24 protein-coding genes are annotated in these 19449 nt (G+C 40.8%); 3 read left to right on the top strand and 21 right to left on the bottom strand.

Annotation, left to right across the window (positions count from 1 at the left end; translation table 11 throughout):
• Positions 1–70 precede the first annotated feature (70 nt).
• Together AC3E9V_RS00350 and AC3E9V_RS00345 are read left to right on the top strand one after the other, a co-directional pair.
• Positions 71–733, top strand: a complete 663-nt coding sequence (locus tag AC3E9V_RS00350) for a response regulator (RefSeq protein ID WP_488751188.1) — start codon at positions 71–73, stop codon at positions 731–733.
• A 741-nt stretch (positions 734–1474) separates the two neighbouring features.
• On the top strand, positions 1475–1864 hold the full coding sequence (locus AC3E9V_RS00345) for a tellurite resistance TerB family protein (RefSeq protein WP_488751187.1): 390 nt from the start codon (positions 1475–1477) through the stop codon (positions 1862–1864).
• 103 nt (positions 1865–1967) lie between these two features.
• On the opposite strand, the gene AC3E9V_RS00340 is transcribed toward AC3E9V_RS00345, so the two are convergent.
• The 21 genes from AC3E9V_RS00340 to AC3E9V_RS00240 form a co-directional block, all read right to left on the bottom strand.
• Entirely contained in the window at positions 1968–2384 is a 417-nt protein-coding gene (locus tag AC3E9V_RS00340) for a hypothetical protein (RefSeq protein WP_488751186.1), read from the bottom strand.
• A 17-nt stretch (positions 2385–2401) separates the two neighbouring features.
• Entirely contained in the window at positions 2402–2806 is a 405-nt protein-coding gene (locus AC3E9V_RS00335) for an SRPBCC domain-containing protein (protein ID WP_488751185.1), read from the bottom strand.
• A 109-nt stretch (positions 2807–2915) separates the two neighbouring features.
• Positions 2916–3947: a glycoside hydrolase family 43 protein gene (locus AC3E9V_RS00330; protein WP_488751184.1), complete on the bottom strand. Its 1032-nt coding sequence runs from the start codon at positions 3945–3947 to the stop codon at positions 2916–2918.
• Positions 3948–4171: 224 nt separating this feature from the next.
• On the bottom strand, positions 4172–4780 hold the full coding sequence (locus tag AC3E9V_RS00325) for an alpha-ketoglutarate-dependent dioxygenase AlkB family protein (protein WP_488751183.1): 609 nt from the start codon (positions 4778–4780) through the stop codon (positions 4172–4174).
• A complete protein-coding gene (locus AC3E9V_RS00320) occupies positions 4767–5012 on the bottom strand; it encodes an Ada metal-binding domain-containing protein (protein WP_488753686.1) in 246 nt (81 codons plus the stop codon). Before AC3E9V_RS00320 ends, AC3E9V_RS00325 begins: the two co-directional genes overlap by 14 nt.
• 1 nt (position 5013) lies before the next feature.
• Entirely contained in the window at positions 5014–5721 is a 708-nt protein-coding gene (locus tag AC3E9V_RS00315; RefSeq protein ID WP_488751182.1) for a 2OG-Fe(II) oxygenase, read from the bottom strand.
• A 204-nt stretch (positions 5722–5925) separates the two neighbouring features.
• Positions 5926–6768 carry a methylated-DNA--[protein]-cysteine S-methyltransferase gene (locus AC3E9V_RS00310; RefSeq protein ID WP_488751181.1) on the bottom strand — a complete coding sequence of 281 codons (843 nt, stop codon included), beginning with the start codon at positions 6766–6768 and terminating at the stop codon, positions 5926–5928.
• Positions 6769–6924: 156 nt separating this feature from the next.
• The gene (locus AC3E9V_RS00305) at positions 6925–7563 is read right to left on the bottom strand and encodes a YdeI/OmpD-associated family protein (protein WP_488751180.1); all 639 of its coding nucleotides are present in this window, start codon (positions 7561–7563) and stop codon (positions 6925–6927) included.
• Positions 7564–7575: 12 nt separating this feature from the next.
• A complete protein-coding gene (locus tag AC3E9V_RS00300; RefSeq protein ID WP_488751179.1) occupies positions 7576–8172 on the bottom strand; it encodes a YdeI/OmpD-associated family protein in 597 nt (198 codons plus the stop codon).
• Between the two features lie 7 nt (positions 8173–8179).
• Complete coding sequence (locus AC3E9V_RS00295; RefSeq protein ID WP_488751178.1) at positions 8180–8569, bottom strand: DoxX family protein; 390 nt, start codon at positions 8567–8569, stop codon at positions 8180–8182.
• Between the two features lie 21 nt (positions 8570–8590).
• Entirely contained in the window at positions 8591–9073 is a 483-nt protein-coding gene (locus AC3E9V_RS00290) for an SRPBCC domain-containing protein (protein ID WP_488751177.1), read from the bottom strand.
• Between the two features lie 69 nt (positions 9074–9142).
• Positions 9143–9469, bottom strand: a complete 327-nt coding sequence (locus AC3E9V_RS00285; RefSeq protein WP_488751176.1) for an ArsR/SmtB family transcription factor — start codon at positions 9467–9469, stop codon at positions 9143–9145.
• Between the two features lie 186 nt (positions 9470–9655).
• Positions 9656–11110, bottom strand: a complete 1455-nt coding sequence (locus AC3E9V_RS00280; RefSeq protein ID WP_488751175.1) for an ExbD/TolR family protein — start codon at positions 11108–11110, stop codon at positions 9656–9658.
• A gap of 365 nt (positions 11111–11475) precedes the next feature.
• The gene (locus AC3E9V_RS00275; protein ID WP_488751174.1) at positions 11476–12348 is read right to left on the bottom strand and encodes a YARHG domain-containing protein; all 873 of its coding nucleotides are present in this window, start codon (positions 12346–12348) and stop codon (positions 11476–11478) included.
• A 61-nt stretch (positions 12349–12409) separates the two neighbouring features.
• Positions 12410–12907, bottom strand: coding sequence for a hypothetical protein (locus AC3E9V_RS00270; RefSeq protein WP_488751173.1), 498 nt, complete (start codon positions 12905–12907; stop codon positions 12410–12412).
• Between the two features lie 50 nt (positions 12908–12957).
• Complete coding sequence (locus AC3E9V_RS00265) at positions 12958–13665, bottom strand: transglutaminase domain-containing protein (RefSeq protein ID WP_488751172.1); 708 nt, start codon at positions 13663–13665, stop codon at positions 12958–12960.
• A gap of 121 nt (positions 13666–13786) precedes the next feature.
• Positions 13787–14305 (bottom strand): hypothetical protein, encoded by a 519-nt coding sequence (locus AC3E9V_RS00260; protein ID WP_488751171.1) that lies wholly within the window; start codon positions 14303–14305, stop codon positions 13787–13789.
• Positions 14302–14727: an SPFH domain-containing protein gene (locus AC3E9V_RS00255; RefSeq protein ID WP_488751170.1), complete on the bottom strand. Its 426-nt coding sequence runs from the start codon at positions 14725–14727 to the stop codon at positions 14302–14304. Before AC3E9V_RS00255 ends, AC3E9V_RS00260 begins: the two co-directional genes overlap by 4 nt.
• A gap of 169 nt (positions 14728–14896) precedes the next feature.
• Positions 14897–15406 (bottom strand): hypothetical protein, encoded by a 510-nt coding sequence (locus AC3E9V_RS00250; protein ID WP_488751169.1) that lies wholly within the window; start codon positions 15404–15406, stop codon positions 14897–14899.
• A gap of 762 nt (positions 15407–16168) precedes the next feature.
• Positions 16169–16699: a hypothetical protein gene (locus AC3E9V_RS00245; protein ID WP_488751168.1), complete on the bottom strand. Its 531-nt coding sequence runs from the start codon at positions 16697–16699 to the stop codon at positions 16169–16171.
• Positions 16700–16963: 264 nt separating this feature from the next.
• Positions 16964–17869, bottom strand: a complete 906-nt coding sequence (locus AC3E9V_RS00240) for a hypothetical protein (protein WP_488751167.1) — start codon at positions 17867–17869, stop codon at positions 16964–16966.
• Positions 17870–18155: 286 nt separating this feature from the next.
• Between AC3E9V_RS00240 and AC3E9V_RS00235 the strand changes: the two genes are divergently transcribed.
• The gene (locus tag AC3E9V_RS00235) at positions 18156–19346 is read left to right on the top strand and encodes an erythromycin esterase family protein (protein ID WP_488751166.1); all 1191 of its coding nucleotides are present in this window, start codon (positions 18156–18158) and stop codon (positions 19344–19346) included.
• Positions 19347–19449 lie beyond the last annotated feature (103 nt).

Genomic DNA, 19449 nt, shown 5'->3' with positions numbered 1-19449 from the left:
GTGATTCTGGTTGTGGAATGTTTAGATTTGACGCATATTTCTTAAATTTAGTTTCCAGCGGATTTGACTTATGCAGAAAAACTCGGTTGATGTATTGGTAGTGGATGACCATACCCTTTTCAGGAAAGGTATGGTTATGATGCTCAATAGCTTTCCTGAAGTAAAAGGTGTAATGGATGCCAGCAACGGACAGGAGGCTCTGGACCTGCTGGAAAAAGACGCTTTTGACCTGATGCTACTGGACCTGGATATGCCGGTACTCGATGGGTGGGAAACTTCCCGAAGGGTATTGAAAAATTACCCCGAAGTGCCTATTATCATGGTTTCTATGCATGATTCATTATCTGTAGTGTCACAGCTGATAGAGCTGGGCGTGCATAGCTACCTGCTTAAAACAGCTAATCCCGAAGAAGTCCAGAAAGCTATCGTTTCTGTCATTAACAATGACTTTTATTACAATCAACTTGTGGCGAGCGCTCTGTACCAAAAAGTAAAGTCCGGAAGGGCAGAACCTGTAAATACTGAAGAAATCCATAAAAACCTGACAAAGCGTGAGGTGGAGATACTGGAACTCATCTGCCAGGAACTTACCATGAAGGAAATAGGCCAACAACTTTTCGTCAGCGAGCAAACCATTCAAACACACAGGAAAAGTCTGATGAAAAAAACGGAATCCAAGAATGCTGTCGGCCTGGTAAGGTATGCCATTCAGCATCAAATTGTGAATTTTTAGTCTACCCAGTTTTGGGTATTTTTTATCCATAAAACTGGGTATTTTTCGTTGACTCAATAAATGTCAAAGTGCTGATTTTCAGTCACTTGACTTTTTTTGCTCATCTCAATAGCCCATCGCCCTCAAAAAATTGAATCAGGGACTTAGTATCTTTAATGTGTACGAAGTACATATTTCTCTTAGGTTGATGATTTTAGGAAGAGGGTGGCAACTTGAAAATTCGCTTAATTTGGTATGCCAATACTCCAATAGGTAATTCTGCCACTCCTCTTCCTTAATCAGTTTCTTCTCAAAACACCTTCCCACTCCATCGGCTTGAATTAAGCATGATACTCATTCCGCTATTTCCCCCTAATACTTAATTAACCACAGAGAAAGCAGCGTTTTTTCCTGGACTGACCCCAGGGGTTAACATAGTTCCGGATCAATCCAAAAATCTGTGGACCACTTAGGAAAAATACTATTGGCAGAAGGATTCAGATTCCTATGCAGAAACGAAATGTGCGAACGGTGTTCCCTGCCTTTGCCGGCTGAATGAAAAAAATTAGAGTCATTCCAACCTTTTCCGGCTTTAGTGTTTCTATAAGATCATAAGGAACCTTACCAAAGTTTAATTTCCTTTTTTGCAAGTCAAACGTAATCTGAAGAGGTTACTCAATCTAGTCTCCTGATTTTTTTTCAGGAGACTTTTTTTATTTCTGGCTGGTTAAGGGGATATTAGTCATCCCAAAGAACCAGCCCATGTCACAGAAACAAGTATCTATCCTGGTAAATCTCGCTGCACGTGACGGTGAGATTGACGCAAGAGAACATGATCTTATTTTTAAGATCGGAACCTCTCATGGCCTCACAAACGAAGAAATTCAGGAGTTGCTCGACAATCCTACGGAAATCCATAATCTGGATGAGCTTAGCGAAGAAGAGCGGTTTGACTGTCTGTATAACCTGGTACACCTCATGAAGGTGGACGGACAGATCTTTGATGAGGAGATCAGCTATTGTATGCAGATGGCCCAAAAGCTGCACTATCCGCTGGAAGCAGTGATGGAGCTTTACAGTCTGGTGCATGCCAATGTAAAACTGACACGTGAGATCAATACGCTGAAAAGCAAGTATCGTCAGAAGGGATAAGAGTTTTTGTGTGAAAACCTCTTATAACGTTTTTTCGCAAAACTGTCGTGCTCCCAGGGATAAGGGGCTAATCATTTGGTTTAAATTATATTCGATACAGCGGTCAATGTCTTATAGTCTGCTTATCAAAGTAATCGCCAGTCTGACTGCTCAATGCCAGGATCAAAACGATCAACTGCATAAAAGGCATCCTGGCTCCGGCAATGGTCATTGAAATATCAAAAACAAAGGTTATCCAGAAACCAAGCTTTTTCCTCCTGGCCAGGAAAAAATACTGTAAGAAAATCAGAAGCGTGTACACCCCAAAGGAGCCGATCAGGTAGCCAATAGAATAACGAGGATCAAAATAGGGATTTTCGAGTTTACGCTGGGAAAAGATCAGATCGGCAAGACTGGTAAATACTCCTTTTTCGTTTACTAAAAATAAAGCAACGGCGGAGATGATCAATGAAAGGCCAAACAAAACGAGCCTCAACATAAAAATGCGGTTGATCCAAATAACAGGCGAAGGTTTATCCATTGAGGTTAGTTTGAGATTTACATAAAAGCCCGGACAAGGTTATTCATTTTTTCATTCCAGTACTTTTTGACTTCTTCCCGCTGGTTAGCATCCTGCAGCTTTTCCTGGTGAAAACTGACGGTGGATTTTCCATTGGTATCCATGACCCGGACCTGAACCGTAGACATGTTTTTCCACTCAGGCTTTTTCCAGCTTATGCGAATGTGAGAATAAGGTTTAAATACCCGAACTGCACCCTCAATCCCTTCAGTGGTTTTGTAAGGTTTGCCAACCTCCAGGTCGTTCTCAAGATTGCCCAGCCAAATAGTCAGGCCTCTATTGGAAAAAACCAGGTCCCACATTTCCTCACTGCCGCGGGGGAAAGTTTTCCGCAGGCCAAACTGGTAACCTACATCCCTTGTAAGTCCTACAGGTTTTTCCATGACTTCTTTAGTGAATTGATCCTATCTCAAATTACAAAATGCCGCCTTTAATTCCGACGAAAAGTCAGGTTTTGTCAAGATATTTAAAAATACCCCTTCTACCAAAGTTTCATTTATCTGGGTTGTACAGCCCCACAATAACCAACTTGTCTCCTGACATATCCACCTCAAATAAATGGGGAACCCGGTGATACCTTCCATTCACCACCTTATGACTATGAATGGCCATAAGGTCTTTTCCATCAAAGGTCCGGAATAACATTCCGTGACCAAAATTGGGTGGAGTGATAGGCTCCTTTTCATGGATCCAGGGACCATCCAGTGTGCCGCTCTCTGAGTAAGCAACTCCCTGAATATAAACATCATACTTCCAGCTCGTCCATATCATTCCCAGACGCCCGGTTCCCGTACGAAATAAATAAGGTCCATCCGTTACTTTATTGGGAACAACTTTTCCGTTTTCATCTTTTTCCCTGCTCCAGGGAGAATCACTTGCTTTAAACAATAATTTTCCTTTTCCCACTGAACCACTCAGGTCAGGTTTCAACTCAATTTTCTCAATGGTACCGTTGAGGTTTTGCAACCACTCATAGCAATAGACCATGTAGGGCTTTCCGTCCGTATCGATCCAGAATGTACCATCGAGTGTTGGCATATCTGCCGGCAGATAGGTCGGATCTTCCATTGGTTTGTAAGGCCCCTCCGGATCATCACTCACCAATACATGGCTCGCACGCCGTTCAATTACATTTCCTGCCACGGTATCAATTTTCACATCCCGGTTGGTAAATGTGGCGAAGTAATAGTATTTGCCATTATACATATGAAGCTCAGCGGCCCAGATCATAGGGTTTGGACCCATCCAGGATTGCGGGTCTGTTTCGGTTACATCATAGGGTCCATCCCAGGTTTTCAGATCTCCGCTTTGCCAAAGTTTTCCTCTCGTACCCGTCATGTAGTACATCTGTGATTTCTGGTCCGCCAAAATAGCCGGATCACTAAGTACAATAGAGTCCAAAGGAACGTTCTTCCGGATCTTCCGCTCCCTTTGAGCATAAGTAGAAGTTGTCAGAAATAAGCATAAAACGATGGTGAATGCGAGATGAAGTTTTTGTCTAAATACGGATAAGGCTGATTTCATGATACTGCTCTTTTATCCTCAAGATAACCTTCTTAAGAAAAAACTCCATCACCAACCTGCCATAATGTACGACAGTTTTGCATTCTCTGAATGTTCTCAACAATTTTCACACAAAAACAAACTTGCTTATAAACATTCCCCTACACCCCCATTTTCTAAAGGGAACATTTGTGTTTTTGTGTGAAACCCTCTTTTAACACCGGGGTCATTTTTTTGTAAAACTGTCATACACCCATCTGCCGAAAGGTCAGGTTCACCCTGGGCTCCATTACTTTTTTGGTAGGTGGCAGACGATGCAGCCAATGGGTTTGCGTAGTCCCTTTCATGACCATCAAGCTGCCATGCTCCAGCCAGAGGTCTACACGCTCTTTTGTTTTTTTATGCTTAAAGGAAAATTTACGCTCCGCCCCAAAGCTCAACGAAGCAATTGCCCCATTTTGTTTCAGCTCCCGCTCTCCATCGCTGTGCCAGGCCATGCCTTCCTCACCGGTGTGGTACAAATTGAGCAGACAGGAGTTGTACGTTTCGCCGGACCACTTTTCTGTTAATTCCTTTATTTTCTTCAAATCCTCCGTCCAGGGTAATGCCACTTTGGTGGTACCCGAGTAATGATAGGGAAACTGCTGATCAGCATACCAGGCGACTTTGCGTTTGGTAGTAATCATCTTGCCGAAAACCACTGCCCGGTCATTTTGCCATTTGATGGCATTTAAAAGTGAATGAAATAACCTGTCTGCTTCAGACAATTCATAAACTTTCCCATAGTATAGCACTATGCCGTCTTTGGTCAGCAAGTTTTGATTGGGATCCGCTTCACGGTCAAATAATTCCATCTTTCCAATTTTTATACAACTCGGGCATACAGTGTCCACAAGGTCGGTAGCCAGCAGCTTCGGCCTCCTCTTCATTGACGAAGAATACCCTGTTTTGTTTGCACATCCGGTTACCGGAACTGCAATCTAACCTGCCGTAGATCTTTAACCGTTGATTTCCCGCCAACCTGAACTTTCCGGTCTTAATAGCGACATGCAGATCTTTTGCCGGGATACTCGAATGTGCAATCATATCAGGTGGTAGCATCATGAAAAATGATGCCTAAAGTATATCGGCTGCCCGCTTTTAGCTCACTGACTCCATGTCTCAGGTTGGTTCGGTAGTAGCCCCTGCTTCCTTTGACCGGGCGGAAGTTGGTTGCAAAAAGTACTGCATCTCCTTTACCAGGTGTGACTACCATGGCTTTTGATTGAGATCGAGGAACCTGCTCAGTCAGCACAAATTCACCACCGTGATAATCCGTACCATAATCTGAAAGGAAAATAGCCAGCTGCAATGGAAAGTACACTGAACCGTAAAGGTCCTGGTGCAGAGTGTTGTAACCTCCCTCGCCATATTTCAGGATCAAAGGTGTGGGCTTGCGCTGCTCATTCGCATGGCAGGTAGCCAAAAATTCTTCGTGCTGAGCCGGATACCTGGTATCAATATTCAGAACCTGCATCCATTTGTTGGCTATTTCAGCCAGATAAGGATACATGATCGTTCTCAGGTCCCCGACCACTCCGGGCAGGGGATAATTGAAATACTTATATTCCCCCTGCCCAAAGCGATGGCGCTCCATCACTACGGTTTTTCGGTAGCGTTCGTTTTCCTCATACAGGCTTACAAGCTCATCGCAGGTCTGGTGGTACAGAAAATTGGAGATTGAAGCAAATCCCTTTTTATTCAAATCTGCTCTGATCTGCTGCCAGGGGAGTTGATTTATGTTGGGGATATTCATGTTTGTTTTAAGGATTAAGATCTTTTCGTTAGCAATTTTTTAGTTAAGCCTACGCTCACCCTGCCGATATCTCCCGATAACTATCGGGACGGCATCCCTGAAGGGATTCCCTCCCAATTAATGAACACAAGAACACTTCTTTTATCATAGGCATCCCTTGAGGAAAGGGGTTTTCCAAAGGAATTCCTTCGGAAGGGGTGAGGTCTACTCCTCCACCCTGCATGCTTCCCATCCTACGATAGCAGCTTTTCGGTTACTACCCCACCGGTACTCACCGAGCTGACCGGTGGACTGGATGACGCGGTGGCATGGGATCAGGTATGCAACCGGATTATCACCCACGGCCGAGCCAACAGCCCGAGACGCTTTGGGATTGTCGATTTGGCGGGCGATGGTTCCGTAGGTGGAAACTTTCCCCTGTGGTATCCGAATCAGCGTTTCCCATACTTTCAGCTGAAAATCGGTCCCTTTCAGATGCAGCTTGATCTCATTCAGTTTGCTCCAGTCGTGGGAAAAAATAAATAACGCGTTTTGCTGGATCATGTCCAAATGCTGATGAAAGGAGGCCCTGGGGAATTTTGCTTTGAGTATCTCAAAGGACTGCCCCTTGTTTTCTGCGAACATCAAATGACAGATCCCTTTTGCAGTGGAGGCCACGATGATCTCCCCAAATGGGCTATCAGCAAAGCTGTAGTTAATGGAGAGATTCTTCCCTCCGTTTTTATACTCTGCTGGTGTCATTCCTTCGATGTTGATAAAAAGATCATGCAGACGGCCGGACCCGGAAAGCCCGGTATGATAAGATGCCTCTGCCAGGGTCGACTGATTTTCTTTCAGCAATTTCTTTGCATGAGCGAGTGTGATGTACTGGAGAAACTTTTTCGGACTCACCCCGGCCCAATCCGTAAACATACGCTGAAAGTGATACGGGCTCAGGTGTACCTGCTCAGCCACCTCATCGAGGTCCGGCTGTTGCTTAAACTGATCCCGGATATAGCCGATGGCCTTAGCGATCCGGTCAAAGTTGATTTTTTCTGATGTATTCATTGCCTTTTTATAAAGTGACAAGACAAATGTAGGTTGCTGGCTAGACGGAAAACACCCGAAAGTTGCGGGGTTAAGGTTGGCTATATAGCTAATATCATTTTTGTAAGCCGAATCTTCTGCGTTTGGAAAGCAAAATTCCGACATCTAAAATTTGATCTATTTCTTTTTCATCGAATAATGATCGTTTAACCCCTTGCCGACTAAAATTTTGGACGTGCATTTTTCAATTCTTGACTCCCTGGTACTTGATTGTTTGGGTTGAGAAAAGTGCAGGATGTATCCTCTCCGGCGCCCGGGAGTTAATGCCTCAAACGCTGTTTTCAGGGCCGGGTTTTCTTTCAACGCTTTCTGCAGCTCTTCAGGCATGGGTTCCGGATTCTTTTCAAAACTCACCTTTAAGCCTGCTTTTTCCACTTCTATTGCCTCATAAATGTAGGTTTTGAGGATAGACTCTTTCTCGAGTATTTCCTGTACACTGGTGAACCGGATCACCCGGTCCGACTGGGTGTTTTCTCCGGGTTTTTCCAAAATACCATGAGCATCCTGCAGCAAGGCCCCTTTGAAAAAACTAATTGCGCAGTATTCTTTAAAGGCCGATACTATCGATACATTACTTTTCTTAAATGTGTAGCATGGCACACTCCATTTCAACTCTTCGGTTAGTCCACTATCCAGAACGATCCTCCTCAGCTGTTTTAATTCCTCCGTCCAGTTATGGACTTTGCACTGAGGAGTGCCTCCCAGCGGGCAGCGTCCGCAGCCTTCGCTTAAATAGTTATCAATTTCAGGGTTCATAATCGATAAAATCTACTGATCATTCAGGCCCTTTCCTTCGAGAATGTGCTCGTAATACTTTTCAATCCTTGATTCTCGTGTTTTGGATTGCTTAGCCTGGGAGAAGTACAGAAGATAGCCCCTTTGTCTCCCTGGTGTCAGTCCTTCAAAAGCGGCCTTCAAATCAGCGTCTTCATCCAAAGCTTTCTGAAATTCCTCGGGCATTTTGAATGCTGACGTCTTTTTCAATTTTACCTCCAGGCCGGCCTTCTCCACCTCGATGGCTTCATAAATATAAGCTTTCAGCGTGGCTTCCATCGCTAATATTTGGTGACCGCTGGTGAAACGGATCTGTCGCGCCGACTGTACATTCTCTGTCTGCTGAATGAGGATTCCTTGGGGATCTTTCAACAATACCCCTTTGTGAAACAGCAGGGCACAGTATTCATTAAAGCCATGGATCAGCACGACATTCTTCTTTTTGTACGTGTAGCATGGATGGCCCCACTTCAACTCCTCCGCAAATACACCTTCGGCGGGCTGGCAGTCAAGAATGATCCTTCTCAACTGCTCATATGCTTCTTTCCACTTTGTATCCTTATCAAAAAACCAATCAACTTTTGGGTTCATAACTTTTTCAGCTTATTTGATTTCCCAATGCAACCCTTCTGCTCTCCGGTCTAAAATACCACGATAGTACGGTCATAACAAGTAATGTTAATGAAGGAACCACTTCACTGAACGGTTGGCCCATTGTACTGTGTGAGGCCGCTGCCCCGGACATGGCAAAGAAAAACCCGGCATATGCCCATTCTTTCACCAAAGGAAATCTCGGGATCAGAATGGCAATCACACCCAAAATTTTCCATGCTCCAAGGATAGACAACATGTAGATCGGGTAACCCAATTGACTAACAATATCCACATAGCCTCCTATTTGCAACAATTGCTGCACACCTCCTGCCAACATTCCAAAGGCAAGGAAGCCAGTGGTAATCCAATAGATAATTTTGTTTCTCTTTTTCATAATGCGTTATTTTGATATGAATTATTTCAATTGGCTTATGACTTCCTGCAATCGGTTATGGGCCATGTTGAGACCCTGGGCAAAGGGCTGTTGCAGCAGCAGATCCCTAAGCTCCACAGACCTAAACAGCGAATGCATACTGAGTTTACTGGTTTGGTCTGTGAGTTTTTCAAATTGCAGAAACTCCAGCTGGACGTCCAGAGACCCATTCTCAGCTTCAAATGTCCGGGTGATTTTCTGGTCGGGAACAAACTCATGGAATACCCCATTGGCTGCAAATAACACATTTCCCTCCGCATCGGTTGTCTGAAATCGCCAGGCGCCATATTGCCTGCCTTCAAATTTTGTCACTTTCGTGGTTCCGTATTTGTGTGACATCCACTGCTCAAAAATTTCCGGCTCCACATGTGCCTTAAAAAGCAGCTCCACCGGCAAGTCAAACTCCCTGGTGATCAGTATTTCCTGTTTGCCATCTTCGGCGTGAACTTTCGTTTTTAGCTCCATATACTTTTCTATTGATTAAGGTGTTTACCAATAATATTCATATCGATTGGCCTGGGCCCGACCTACGTCCTAAAGTTGCTTCGGCTTTGCCGATTTCATGATGGACTCCAGCTTATTGAAGCGGTCGTCCCAGAATTTTCGGAAGGGTTCGATAAAGTCTGAGATCTCTTTTAGTTTTTTAGGGTTTAAATGATAATGAATTTCTCTGCCGCTTTTCTCTTGCTTCAGCAACTCACACTCCGTGAGGATCTGCAGGTGTTTGGAAATAGTCTGCCTGGATGAATCAAATTTTCCCGCTATGGCCCCGGGTGTCATGGCGTGAAGGGTCACTAAAGTAAGGATGGCCCTGCGCGTGGGGTCAGCTATGGCCTGAAATACGTCTCTTCTCAATTCCATTATGCAGTTATTTGACTGCAAATATATATGCAGCTATTTAACTGCACAAATGTTTTTGGAATTTTCGGAATAGGCGTAATTGTGAGCCGTCAGACGACTCTGCCATAACGGATATATCGTCAGACGGCTTGATGGCAAAGTTGTTAGTAGGTTATGGTGAGGGTTTTTAAATGGTGAGTAAGGAGATCACTGTTTAGTCCTTTCCATCACCTTCATCAACCTCCGCTCTTCCTGCGTCCATTCCGCAATGTTCCGTGGGTATTTGGATTGGATACTGTCTTTTTCCTCACCCCAATACCAATCATCAAAAGGTTTGTGGTATAGCTGTAACGACATTTGATTTCTTAGCCTATCAACCTGCGTGTAAATTAGATCCAGGTATTCAATGTATTTGCCATAGGATAGCTGATCATCGGTATTAAGAATTATCACGTAATCAGGTGAGTATTTTTTGATAAAGGAATATAAGATTTCTTCCAATTTTTCTTTGGATACAGGTTTCCCATTAAGGATTACTTCATTTTCAGTCACATTGAGCTCAACACGATTATACTCCTTCAACGCATTGATCCGATACATTATTGATTCCGGAAGTCTGATCGCATGGTTTGAAAGATCAAGTTTCTCTGCTGAATCTAGAAAAGCTTCAAACTCGGGAAAATAGGGATATAATCTTTGTTGCAACCCCTTGTACTTAAACCCTGAATAATTCGGTGGGTACCTTGAAAATTTACGTCCAGTTGAATACTGAATTCTACTGACACTTGCTTTTCTTAGCTGGTGGTTAAATTCCCTGATAAACCCAATCGGAATATTTTTATCAATATGCAGGTTGGGGGTTAACAAGGGTTGTTCGTATTCAGCGAGTTTAGCCTTTTCTTCAAGAAGCTGATCATAAATTCCATTGAGATCAACTTTGCCGTAAATATCATTGAATAAGATCAATGGTTTGGAGTTCTGATTCGTGTCAGCCACGATGTAAACATCTGTTACCAAAGACAGTCTTTCGATCCGCTGAAAGCTTTGGGTTTTCGGCAATTCCAGCTTGTAGGAGTATCTGATTGTGTTTTTCAACAGATTTTGATTAATCCTTTTGTAATCAGCAAAATCTTTGAAGGCTAAGCCAAAGCTTGTGATTACGAAAATTCCCGAAGTGATACCCAGCCATTTGAAATGATTAACCCTTACCGCTCGTGACAATGTTGGCCAGGTGCTAAGAAACGTAACAACCGGAATGAGCATTAATAAATGTGGAAACTCTTTTAAGAAATTAATATCATACTGCAAAGGCTCTACGAGATACCAGATCCCTAACATAGTAGTCAGCTTCCCAAACCATTGAAGAAATGACCAGGTAAAAAATCCCTGATCGTTTAACGTCCTTCTTATTGATAGTCTGGTTCGGATAGACTGTTTGGAAACAGACTTATCCAGGACAAACCTTAACGAAAACATATAGCTCAAAGCACAAGCCGTCGCAGCGTAGAAAAGATTATAAAGGAAATGCTCCTTCTCATCCAGTACCAAAAGCATTTGCCCGCCCAGTTCATGTGTCTGGATTCTTAGTGTCTCACGAAAAAGATAAAAGAACGCGTAAAGGATGTAAGAAAACAGCAGCCAAAGGATTATTCCCGTAATCAACCGCTGCGGTCTAACTACTACCTTTCTATTTAGGAATCCTTTGGTAAGGGGTGGCATTGGATGAAGATACGAAATTTTGATTGACCAGTTAGAAACCCTCAGGAAGAAACTGAATGATGCGAAAAGTTAATGTGAGCCGTCAGACGACTCTGCCATAACGGATATAGTCGTCCGACGGTTGATGACAAAACAAAAAGCTTTAATCAGCCTTCCGAAGTTTTCAGAAACAAGTAGCTAACCCATTAATCCTGAGAAAAACCGGGCAAATTGCAGGAGCTCTCAGCTTGAGGTGGCGGTAGAATGGACAGGAAATTTAGTGTTGCACGCGTGACATTCGAGCTAGCATGATTAGGACTCATAGTCTATCAACATGCTTGTCTTATATTGAGAGTTGAAAATAAAATATAATCCAAGCGATCAAATGGGTTTATGGAAAATTGAATCCAAACAATTCCATTTGTTAAAATATAAGTTTTGGGGTAGAAGTCAGCAAAATGTCGTTCGACAGCAGATGGGCCTTTAACTTCAGAAAAAGAAAATTTGGGGTTTCTGTCTACCAAACAATTAAGCTTAAGCTCAACGAGCTTTGCTTCCTCTCCTAAATAAATTGCTGAAAACCCTGACTTGTATAGCGCAAACTTGTTTGTAGTCCGTATTACGTAAACTCTGCTTTTAGCTTTTAGATCAACTTCTTTTCTATATGAATCTCCTAACACAATTAATTCAATTTCTTCCTGATCAATTTTCCAAAAGTGAAGTTGTCCGACCGGACAAAATTCATCCTCATCAACAAAAGTCTTATAAGGTGCACCAAGTGAGTCAATAACCGATTGTATGGAAGAGCTAAAAGTGTATGTAGATAAATAATCCGATACATTACTACAATCAAAATTCCTGACCTCCTTGAGTTTATTTTCTCGTCTTAAGATCAAATTGATGTTTTCCTTATCATGGTCTGTCAAAAAAGAATCAACAGTGCTGTATTTAGGTTTATACCAATCTTGTTGCTCAAAATAGGACCTAAGCTCTTCGGACTGAAACTTATAGCCATACTGAGCAAAAATCTCATTTCTTTTAATTCTTAGCTCAGCACTATCCATGTAAGAAACCTCTTTTTCGGTGTATTTCCTTTCTACCCGAAAAACTGTTTCTTGTTGGACTGTTTCTTCATTTGATTTCTTAGAATCAGAGCATCCCAGGACGACCATAGTCAAAAATAAAAGGATCAAAATTCTCATGTGATGAAGATACGAATTTTTGGTAAGTAGAAGTGAGGTGTTTGTGCTAGTGGAGGTCGTACTATATTCCGATTTTGCTCTTCAGTTCTTCTAGTTGTTTCAATTGATGTTCAGAATCAACGCGGAATCGGAATTGATATTCTGTGTGATCATGTGTAAACCAGAGGTGGTTCCAGGTTCCGTTAGAAAGTTTGGGATGCTGTGCAAAAAAGACATATCCGGAAGTTGGTCTGCCTTTGTAGTCGTAACAGAGAAGTTTGTCAATTCTTAGCTCGCTCATCGGAAATGCTTTATCTCCAATTCGAATTTCACGTTCGTTTATCACCAGGCTCAAAGGAAAAGACCCGTTGAGTCGTTCGATTTTGTTCCACCGATCTATGGCGATTCCATAACAAATTACAAATAGCAGGAACGGTAGAGTCAATGCGATCCAATAAATCTCCAAGACAAAAAACAAAATGATAACAAGGAGGACAATCCAACCAATCAGATTCTTCTGCTCCTCCAGTTGGTTCTTTCGTTCACTGGGTTTGAATATGTATGCGTTGAACTCTGGCATGCAAGCAGATCAGTTACTTTATGGGTTTTAAATGGTTATTAATAGCTTGTTCATCTTAGATACATATAGATGCGGTCAATCTTTGCATCAGTTGTATCAGAATAGAACTCTTCCTTAGTAATTGGTATGTCAAGTAGTTGCCATTTTCCGTCTTCAGGAAAATGTTCAATAGCGAATCCTTCTGGTTTTGAGAAAAGGTAACCAAGGTTTATGCTTTTTTGATAAACTAGTTTGCCGTTCTTCGTGGTGGCATGGCCGCTACCCCAGGTTGGGTCAACCAATTTCCATTCTCCATTTAACTTAACTGCGTTCCAAGAATGATTCGGTCTTGTTTCAGTTTGGGCCTCTACTTTGCCCTTGTAACCATATCCTTTCGCGTAACCGGATATCACAACGCATTCCAGTTCAGCTTCATCACATAGCAATTTAAATAACTGAGAATATCCTTGGCAGACCGCCTTTTTAGACTTCATTACGTCAATTCCTTCTGAAGAAGAATAATTTCTAGAAACATAAGCCTTGATATCATATTCAATATTATCTGCTATCCAATAATAGATTAATTCTATCAACTCACGTTGATCTCCAGATTCTTGCTTGAGATATTCCATCAACAATTCTGGGTCGCTTTCAATCTCAACAGGTATTTGTTCAACATATCTCCACAGACGGTTATGTTCCGTATAATGAAGAAGTTCTTGACTATAGGAGTTAAAGGAGTAGAATATAATTATTAGTATTATGAAAAATGATCTCATATTGCACAAATGCCAACACCCAACTAAAATGAGTATGTGCCCCAGTTGCTAGAAACACTGGGGGTTGATGCTCGCATCATTCTTTCTAAAACCTCTGTTCGCATATTCATTTTGGTGTTTGTTATGGAGCTTTTGAGCCAAGAATGAATTTAAGTTCTCGTTCAAATTCATATTTCATTTTTTTTAAAGCACTATTCCATTCATAAACAGTTCGTCCAAATCCTACTGGACTTATTATTAGTAGTCCAATCAGTAACAGCTTAGTATTACCCTCAGATATTGTAATTCCATAAATAATAACGAGGAGCAGAATTATGGAAGTTATTGTAGATGATAAGAATTCAAATGGCTTTATATAAATCCTAAATTTTATAGTTGTTCTATTCTCCTTCTCTTCCAATTTACCAACCAAAAAAGTTTTTCTTGTTTCACTATCCTCAAATTTCTTTCTTTCCTTCACTCGCACTGTATTGGCTTCTATGGAGTACTTATATCTTTTCTTGTCAAGATCGGATAAAATCTCTATCCCATTATCCTGATCCCATTGATTTTCAAAAATTGAAACAACTTCTGACAAACGACAAGTGAAGGAATCTTCTATTGTCTCAAACAATCCAATCGTTTCATAAACTGTTCTCATTTGCTCTCTGATATGCTAAATAATCCTATGGATACTGTACAGTCTGTGAGGGTTTTTCCATTAATCGTAATATGTCCAGAATCCAATTGCTCGTTAATTTGAGCCTTGAATTTCTCTTTTTCAATTTTGTTGATCTCAGCTTTATTAACTTTTGAAACTTCCCTTCGAATAATGCTTCTAATTATGGGCTTAACTAATAAATCATCTAAGTCCTCCTCATTTTCTACATTACAATTCTCATATATTTCGGTATCATGTATTATCGAATAGCCAATATTAAATCTGACTTCTAGCCCACCAGAATCTAGAGCGGATACTTCAATCACATTCAGCGATAATGCATTAGTTTCTTCTTTTTTTTCATTCTTTGTAACGCAGCTTACTACAAAGATGGAGAACAGTGTAATTATGAATGGTTTCATTCTGGAATTGTTGGTAACGTCTGGCCATAATGAGTGAAGTTAGAAAGAACCAACCTTTCCCTCTGCTCAAAGCCATTCCGATTAATAAATTTACAATTCGTGGCGGACTGGGCGTCCTCGACTTTCCAAGTGCCGCTAAAGTATCCTGACCGGTAAACCCCCGTTCATTCTATTTTCCATCACATCTATGAGTTTCTACATATAATAATCCAGATTCACTGTCATATATCTTCAATGTAGATACCCGGTCAGATTGCAATATTTCGTATTCACCTTTTTTAAGTTGTACCGTAATCATGCTATCGGAAGAAAATTCCATAAAATCTAATTCGATATCGTAAAATTCTCTTCTTGTGTTGGTTTCAAAAGATATGGTTGAGCCAACAAGTTTATCAGTCTTATTTGAAAATGCATTAATCGTTTTTAGGTCTTTGGTTTCTATAGGAAGTTCTTTTTCCAAGTTTGGCGAGTCGCTTTGTCTTGAGACAATTCTTAAATCCTCACAAACATCGGTAAATCCAAATTTTTGATAATACTGATACACTAATTGTGTAGAATCAATCCCAAATTCTTTAGCGAGATCCATATTCGGTATATTTTCTTGCTTATTGTTTGTTCCGCAACTGAATAATCCAAGAATAGTAATAAGGCTTGTTAATATTATTTGTATTGATTTCATTCTATATTTTACAACATCCGAGTACAGTGAGCATAGTTCACTATACTTCACCTATACCCTTATGGTAAATCTAATGAATTCTGATATTACTGCAGTGAGTACCACAGCAGTTAAACAGGCTCCCCGGAGACAAAATGCCGCTTCCCGGGTCGATTGGGGCGCTTCCCGGGCCCCGGGAAGGGGTAAAAGCCTCCCGGGAAGGGTCATGATTGTCCCGGGGAGGGTGCCAGGTCTCCCGGGACGAAATAAAATTTGCCTGGTGAGGGTGAAATTGTCCCGGGGCAGAATAAAATTCCGCAGGAAGCCTCAAACACCTCGCAGGAAGGGTAAAAAGTCTTGCAGGAAGGGTCATGAGTAGCGCAGGAAGGGTCCTCACACCCGCAGGATGGTGTAAAGCACTCGCAGGATTAAGAAAAGGTCCCGCAGGGAAGGTGGAAAGTCCCGCAGGAGCGGCTACAGGTCCCGCAGGAAGCCTAAGAAATTCGATTTTCCAGGAAGCCCAAGAAATTCGATTCTCCTCATCATTCTACCATTCATTTTTGTCTTGACACAAAAGCGATGCAAACAGCCTATTGGATTTGTGCCAATTTGTGGGACACTAGCGCATTATTAGACGCTTTTTTGAATAGAATGTTCTAATAAAAGAATGCAATTGCTCTAATGAATCCAATGATTTAATTTGATTGAAATCTTGACCTTTCATCATTTGTTAGCGATTTTTATCCAAACATGTAAGCCTCAAGAGTTCCTTCGTTAGCCGCTTTAATTCCTTTTCTTAGTTCCTTTTCTTAGTTCCTTGTTCGGTCGTTCATCTGCCACGTTCTCAAGATAGTCAAAGAAAATTTTGGCTCCCTCTAGGAGAGTTTCTTTCACTTCTGGAAGTTCACTATATTTTATGTCAGGTTGTTTTTCGGGGAATACATGTCTGTTGTTCTCGTAACGCTGTTCAATTAGGTACTTTACCATTGCAGCCATATACATATTTTTCATTAAATCATCATCCCTGCATGATTCAATTACCTTACCGAAAATAAGAATTCTATAGCTTTCTGTATGGCTACACCATTTAATCAAACTTTTAACCGCATAGTAATATTTTTCCGTGAAATTCTTTCGTTGGATAGGCACTGAAAGTATGTAGTTCGAGACTTCAAGTATTTCTTGATCCACCTCGTCATATTGTTCAAACTCATTGAAGCTGTTGAGGCGTTCAAGAAGGTTCTTAAAATCCTGAGCCTGAAGGTTCGCTACTCCAAGAATTAAAAAGCAAAATAAGATTACTAGTTTCTTCATTGTATCGTTGTGAAAATTATCGCTCTCGTACAGCTAAAGTGCGTATGTCCAGAACCTAGCTGATGGAAAACTAAACTAGCATAGCTGTGCCAACCGCACAACAGTTTCATTAAAATACTGCGTTGAGAAAGTCCAAATCCAGAAGCACCACAGCGAATAAAAAACACCAAAGTTTCAGAAGGCGCAGCTTTGTGGTCAAGTTGCACAATAGTTGGCTAGAAGCAGTCAGACATATGCACTTTCAGCGCTTGTTATGATACTTTTCTACTCATTGAGTAGGTTGTTGCGTTCGCTAAATAACTGTCTTTTATTTATACCAGCCTTCTTAAAATTTCTCTTATTGTATTTATTGACTAGGAAAGCTGAATTAGGATTTTTGTTCGCATAGCTCACTAGTGATTTTAAAGTAGGGTTCCAATCAGAAAAAAAGCAGTTTCTCGTATCTATTATGATTTTTTTGGATGTCGTAAGGGTAGTTAAAAACTGTTCAAAATCATCTGACATTTGATTTAAAATTCTACCGTAAATTCTGTATTCCAGTGGATGTTCTGAAATTTGTCGAATTGGTAAGGTGTCCATGTAGTAAAGCCTCAATTGATCAATTATATACGAGCTTTCGATTGACTCTAAATTACTCTCGAAGAACTGAATTAGTGATATAATATTATCAACTTGGGTTTGGTTTGTTGGTCTGCGAAAACCCTCAAATGCTCCTGATTTTGTAGATGTATCAGACTGATATCTATAGAAAAGAGAACTGTATCTATAATTATCCTGTAAGAAATCCACTTTGATTTCGGAGCTTGAATTGTTAAGAATTTTCGATTTTATTAATTCAAATGTATCTAGATGAATTTCGATGGACTCGATTGATTGAATGAATAGAAGTTGACTAAAGGTCTTTAAATATTCTGGATAAATTAAAAGAGACTCTTTAAGTTCTTCCGTATAATATAGAGGTTGTTTAGTCCCAGGTTCTTGAGGATCAATAATCTTGCTACAGTTCAATGTTACTGAAGTGTCCTTTTTGATGAAATCAAATCGGTAGGTTCTGGCATCTAGATAGAACTCCAACCTTAAACTCGACCAGTCTTCCTGGCCTGATTGTGCGAGGATTTCAATTACGAAACATTGTATAAATAAGAATGCGAAAAATGAAGTTCGTTTCATGACTAATGCATCATAACGCCCAGATATGGCGAGTGGCCTCCGAGCTTTATTAATTGCGATAAAAGTAGCTTATCTGCCGGTGCATTCAAAGTATCAGACAGGCATTGCGCAATCCCAGACAAAAAACTCCCACGAGTAGAAGATTGTAGAAAGCACTTCAGTTTCTTGGCGGCTAATAAGCGGGATGTTCAGCAGACTCTTGGCAGATTGCTAAGTAAGGCCATGCGTCCATATCGTATGTTGGGCATAGTTTAGTTTATATGTCAAATTTTTCAGAGTTTAGCGTATGGTGAATAAGTTATTGTTCTTAGCCAGTATGGTAATTCTTGGTTCCTGTCGAGTGGATATTCAAGAATCAGGAAAGCGATTGTTAGCAGTTTCAAATGACAATTATTTACAAGCTTTAGGTTCAGAGGTTGATGATAAGCAAATCGTTTTGTTGGGTGAACAAGATCATGGAGATGGATCGGTCATATCTCTCAAAACCGAAATAGTCAAATACCTACATGAGAATCACAATTTTGATTTCCTAGTTTTTGAAAGCGATTTCTTTAGTTTCATGGAAAATCAGGACGATGTGCGATCATTGGATAATGTGTTGAAAGTGTGGAGAGAATGCAAGCAATTCGATCAAATGACAGATTACTATCAAGCAAGTCTTAGATCAGAGAACCCACTATTAGTTAGGGGAATCGATAATACTCATTTCACTGATTTTCGGAAGAATAATCTTGTTGAGTTCTTTCAATCTTTTGGTTCTTCAATTGTCGGAAAGCAATCTGATTTTGAAGAGTTTCTTCAAGTTATGAGGAAATTTGTTCGGTCTGGAATATTCGTCAAACTTTCCGAAAATGAAATTCAAAAGCTAGAACAGTTTGCAGATACCTTTTCAACAAAGTCGAGTCCTAAATCCAGATTAGCAAATCAGGAGTTATTAAATCTTATATCGGTTCATGAAAATGCCAAAAACATATGGGCTGAAAATCTTTCTAATAATATTAGAGATTATCAAATGTTTGAAAATTTTTTATGGTTGAAGGAAAACGTAATTAATGATAGAAAGTGCATTATTTGGACAACCAATTCACATGGCCATAAGGATTTTGAAAGCGTTAGTCATCTAAGCCCCTTTAAACGAGATACAACAAACTTTGGAACATTGTTATACGAAAAATTTCCAGATCAATCTTATTGTATCGGTTTTTCTTCTTTAACTGGATCATATGGGAGATTTTATACGGAAAGCAATTCTATTGAAACTTCAAGGAATTCATTAGAACATCTTTTTTATGAGGTTTCAAGCAGTTCACCGACCTTTTTGGACTTAAGTAGTTTAAACAAAACGTATCCTGATTCATCTGTTACAATGAGCCCGTTTGGCCATGTATCAATGAATGGGAAATGGCTTAACCTATTTGATGGATTGATTTTACTAAAGAAAATGGAGCCTTGTGATGCTGAAAAGGAAAACTATTGATCTGGCCACAATTATGTCCAACGCCCAGATATGGCGCTGTGGCCTCCGAGCTTTATTAATAGCGTTAAAAGTAGCTTATCTGCCGGTGTGATCAAAGTTTCAG

It is taken from the genome of Marinoscillum sp. HNIBRBA16962, assembly GCF_057801515.1.
This window is presented reverse-complemented; position numbering and strand designations above follow the sequence as displayed.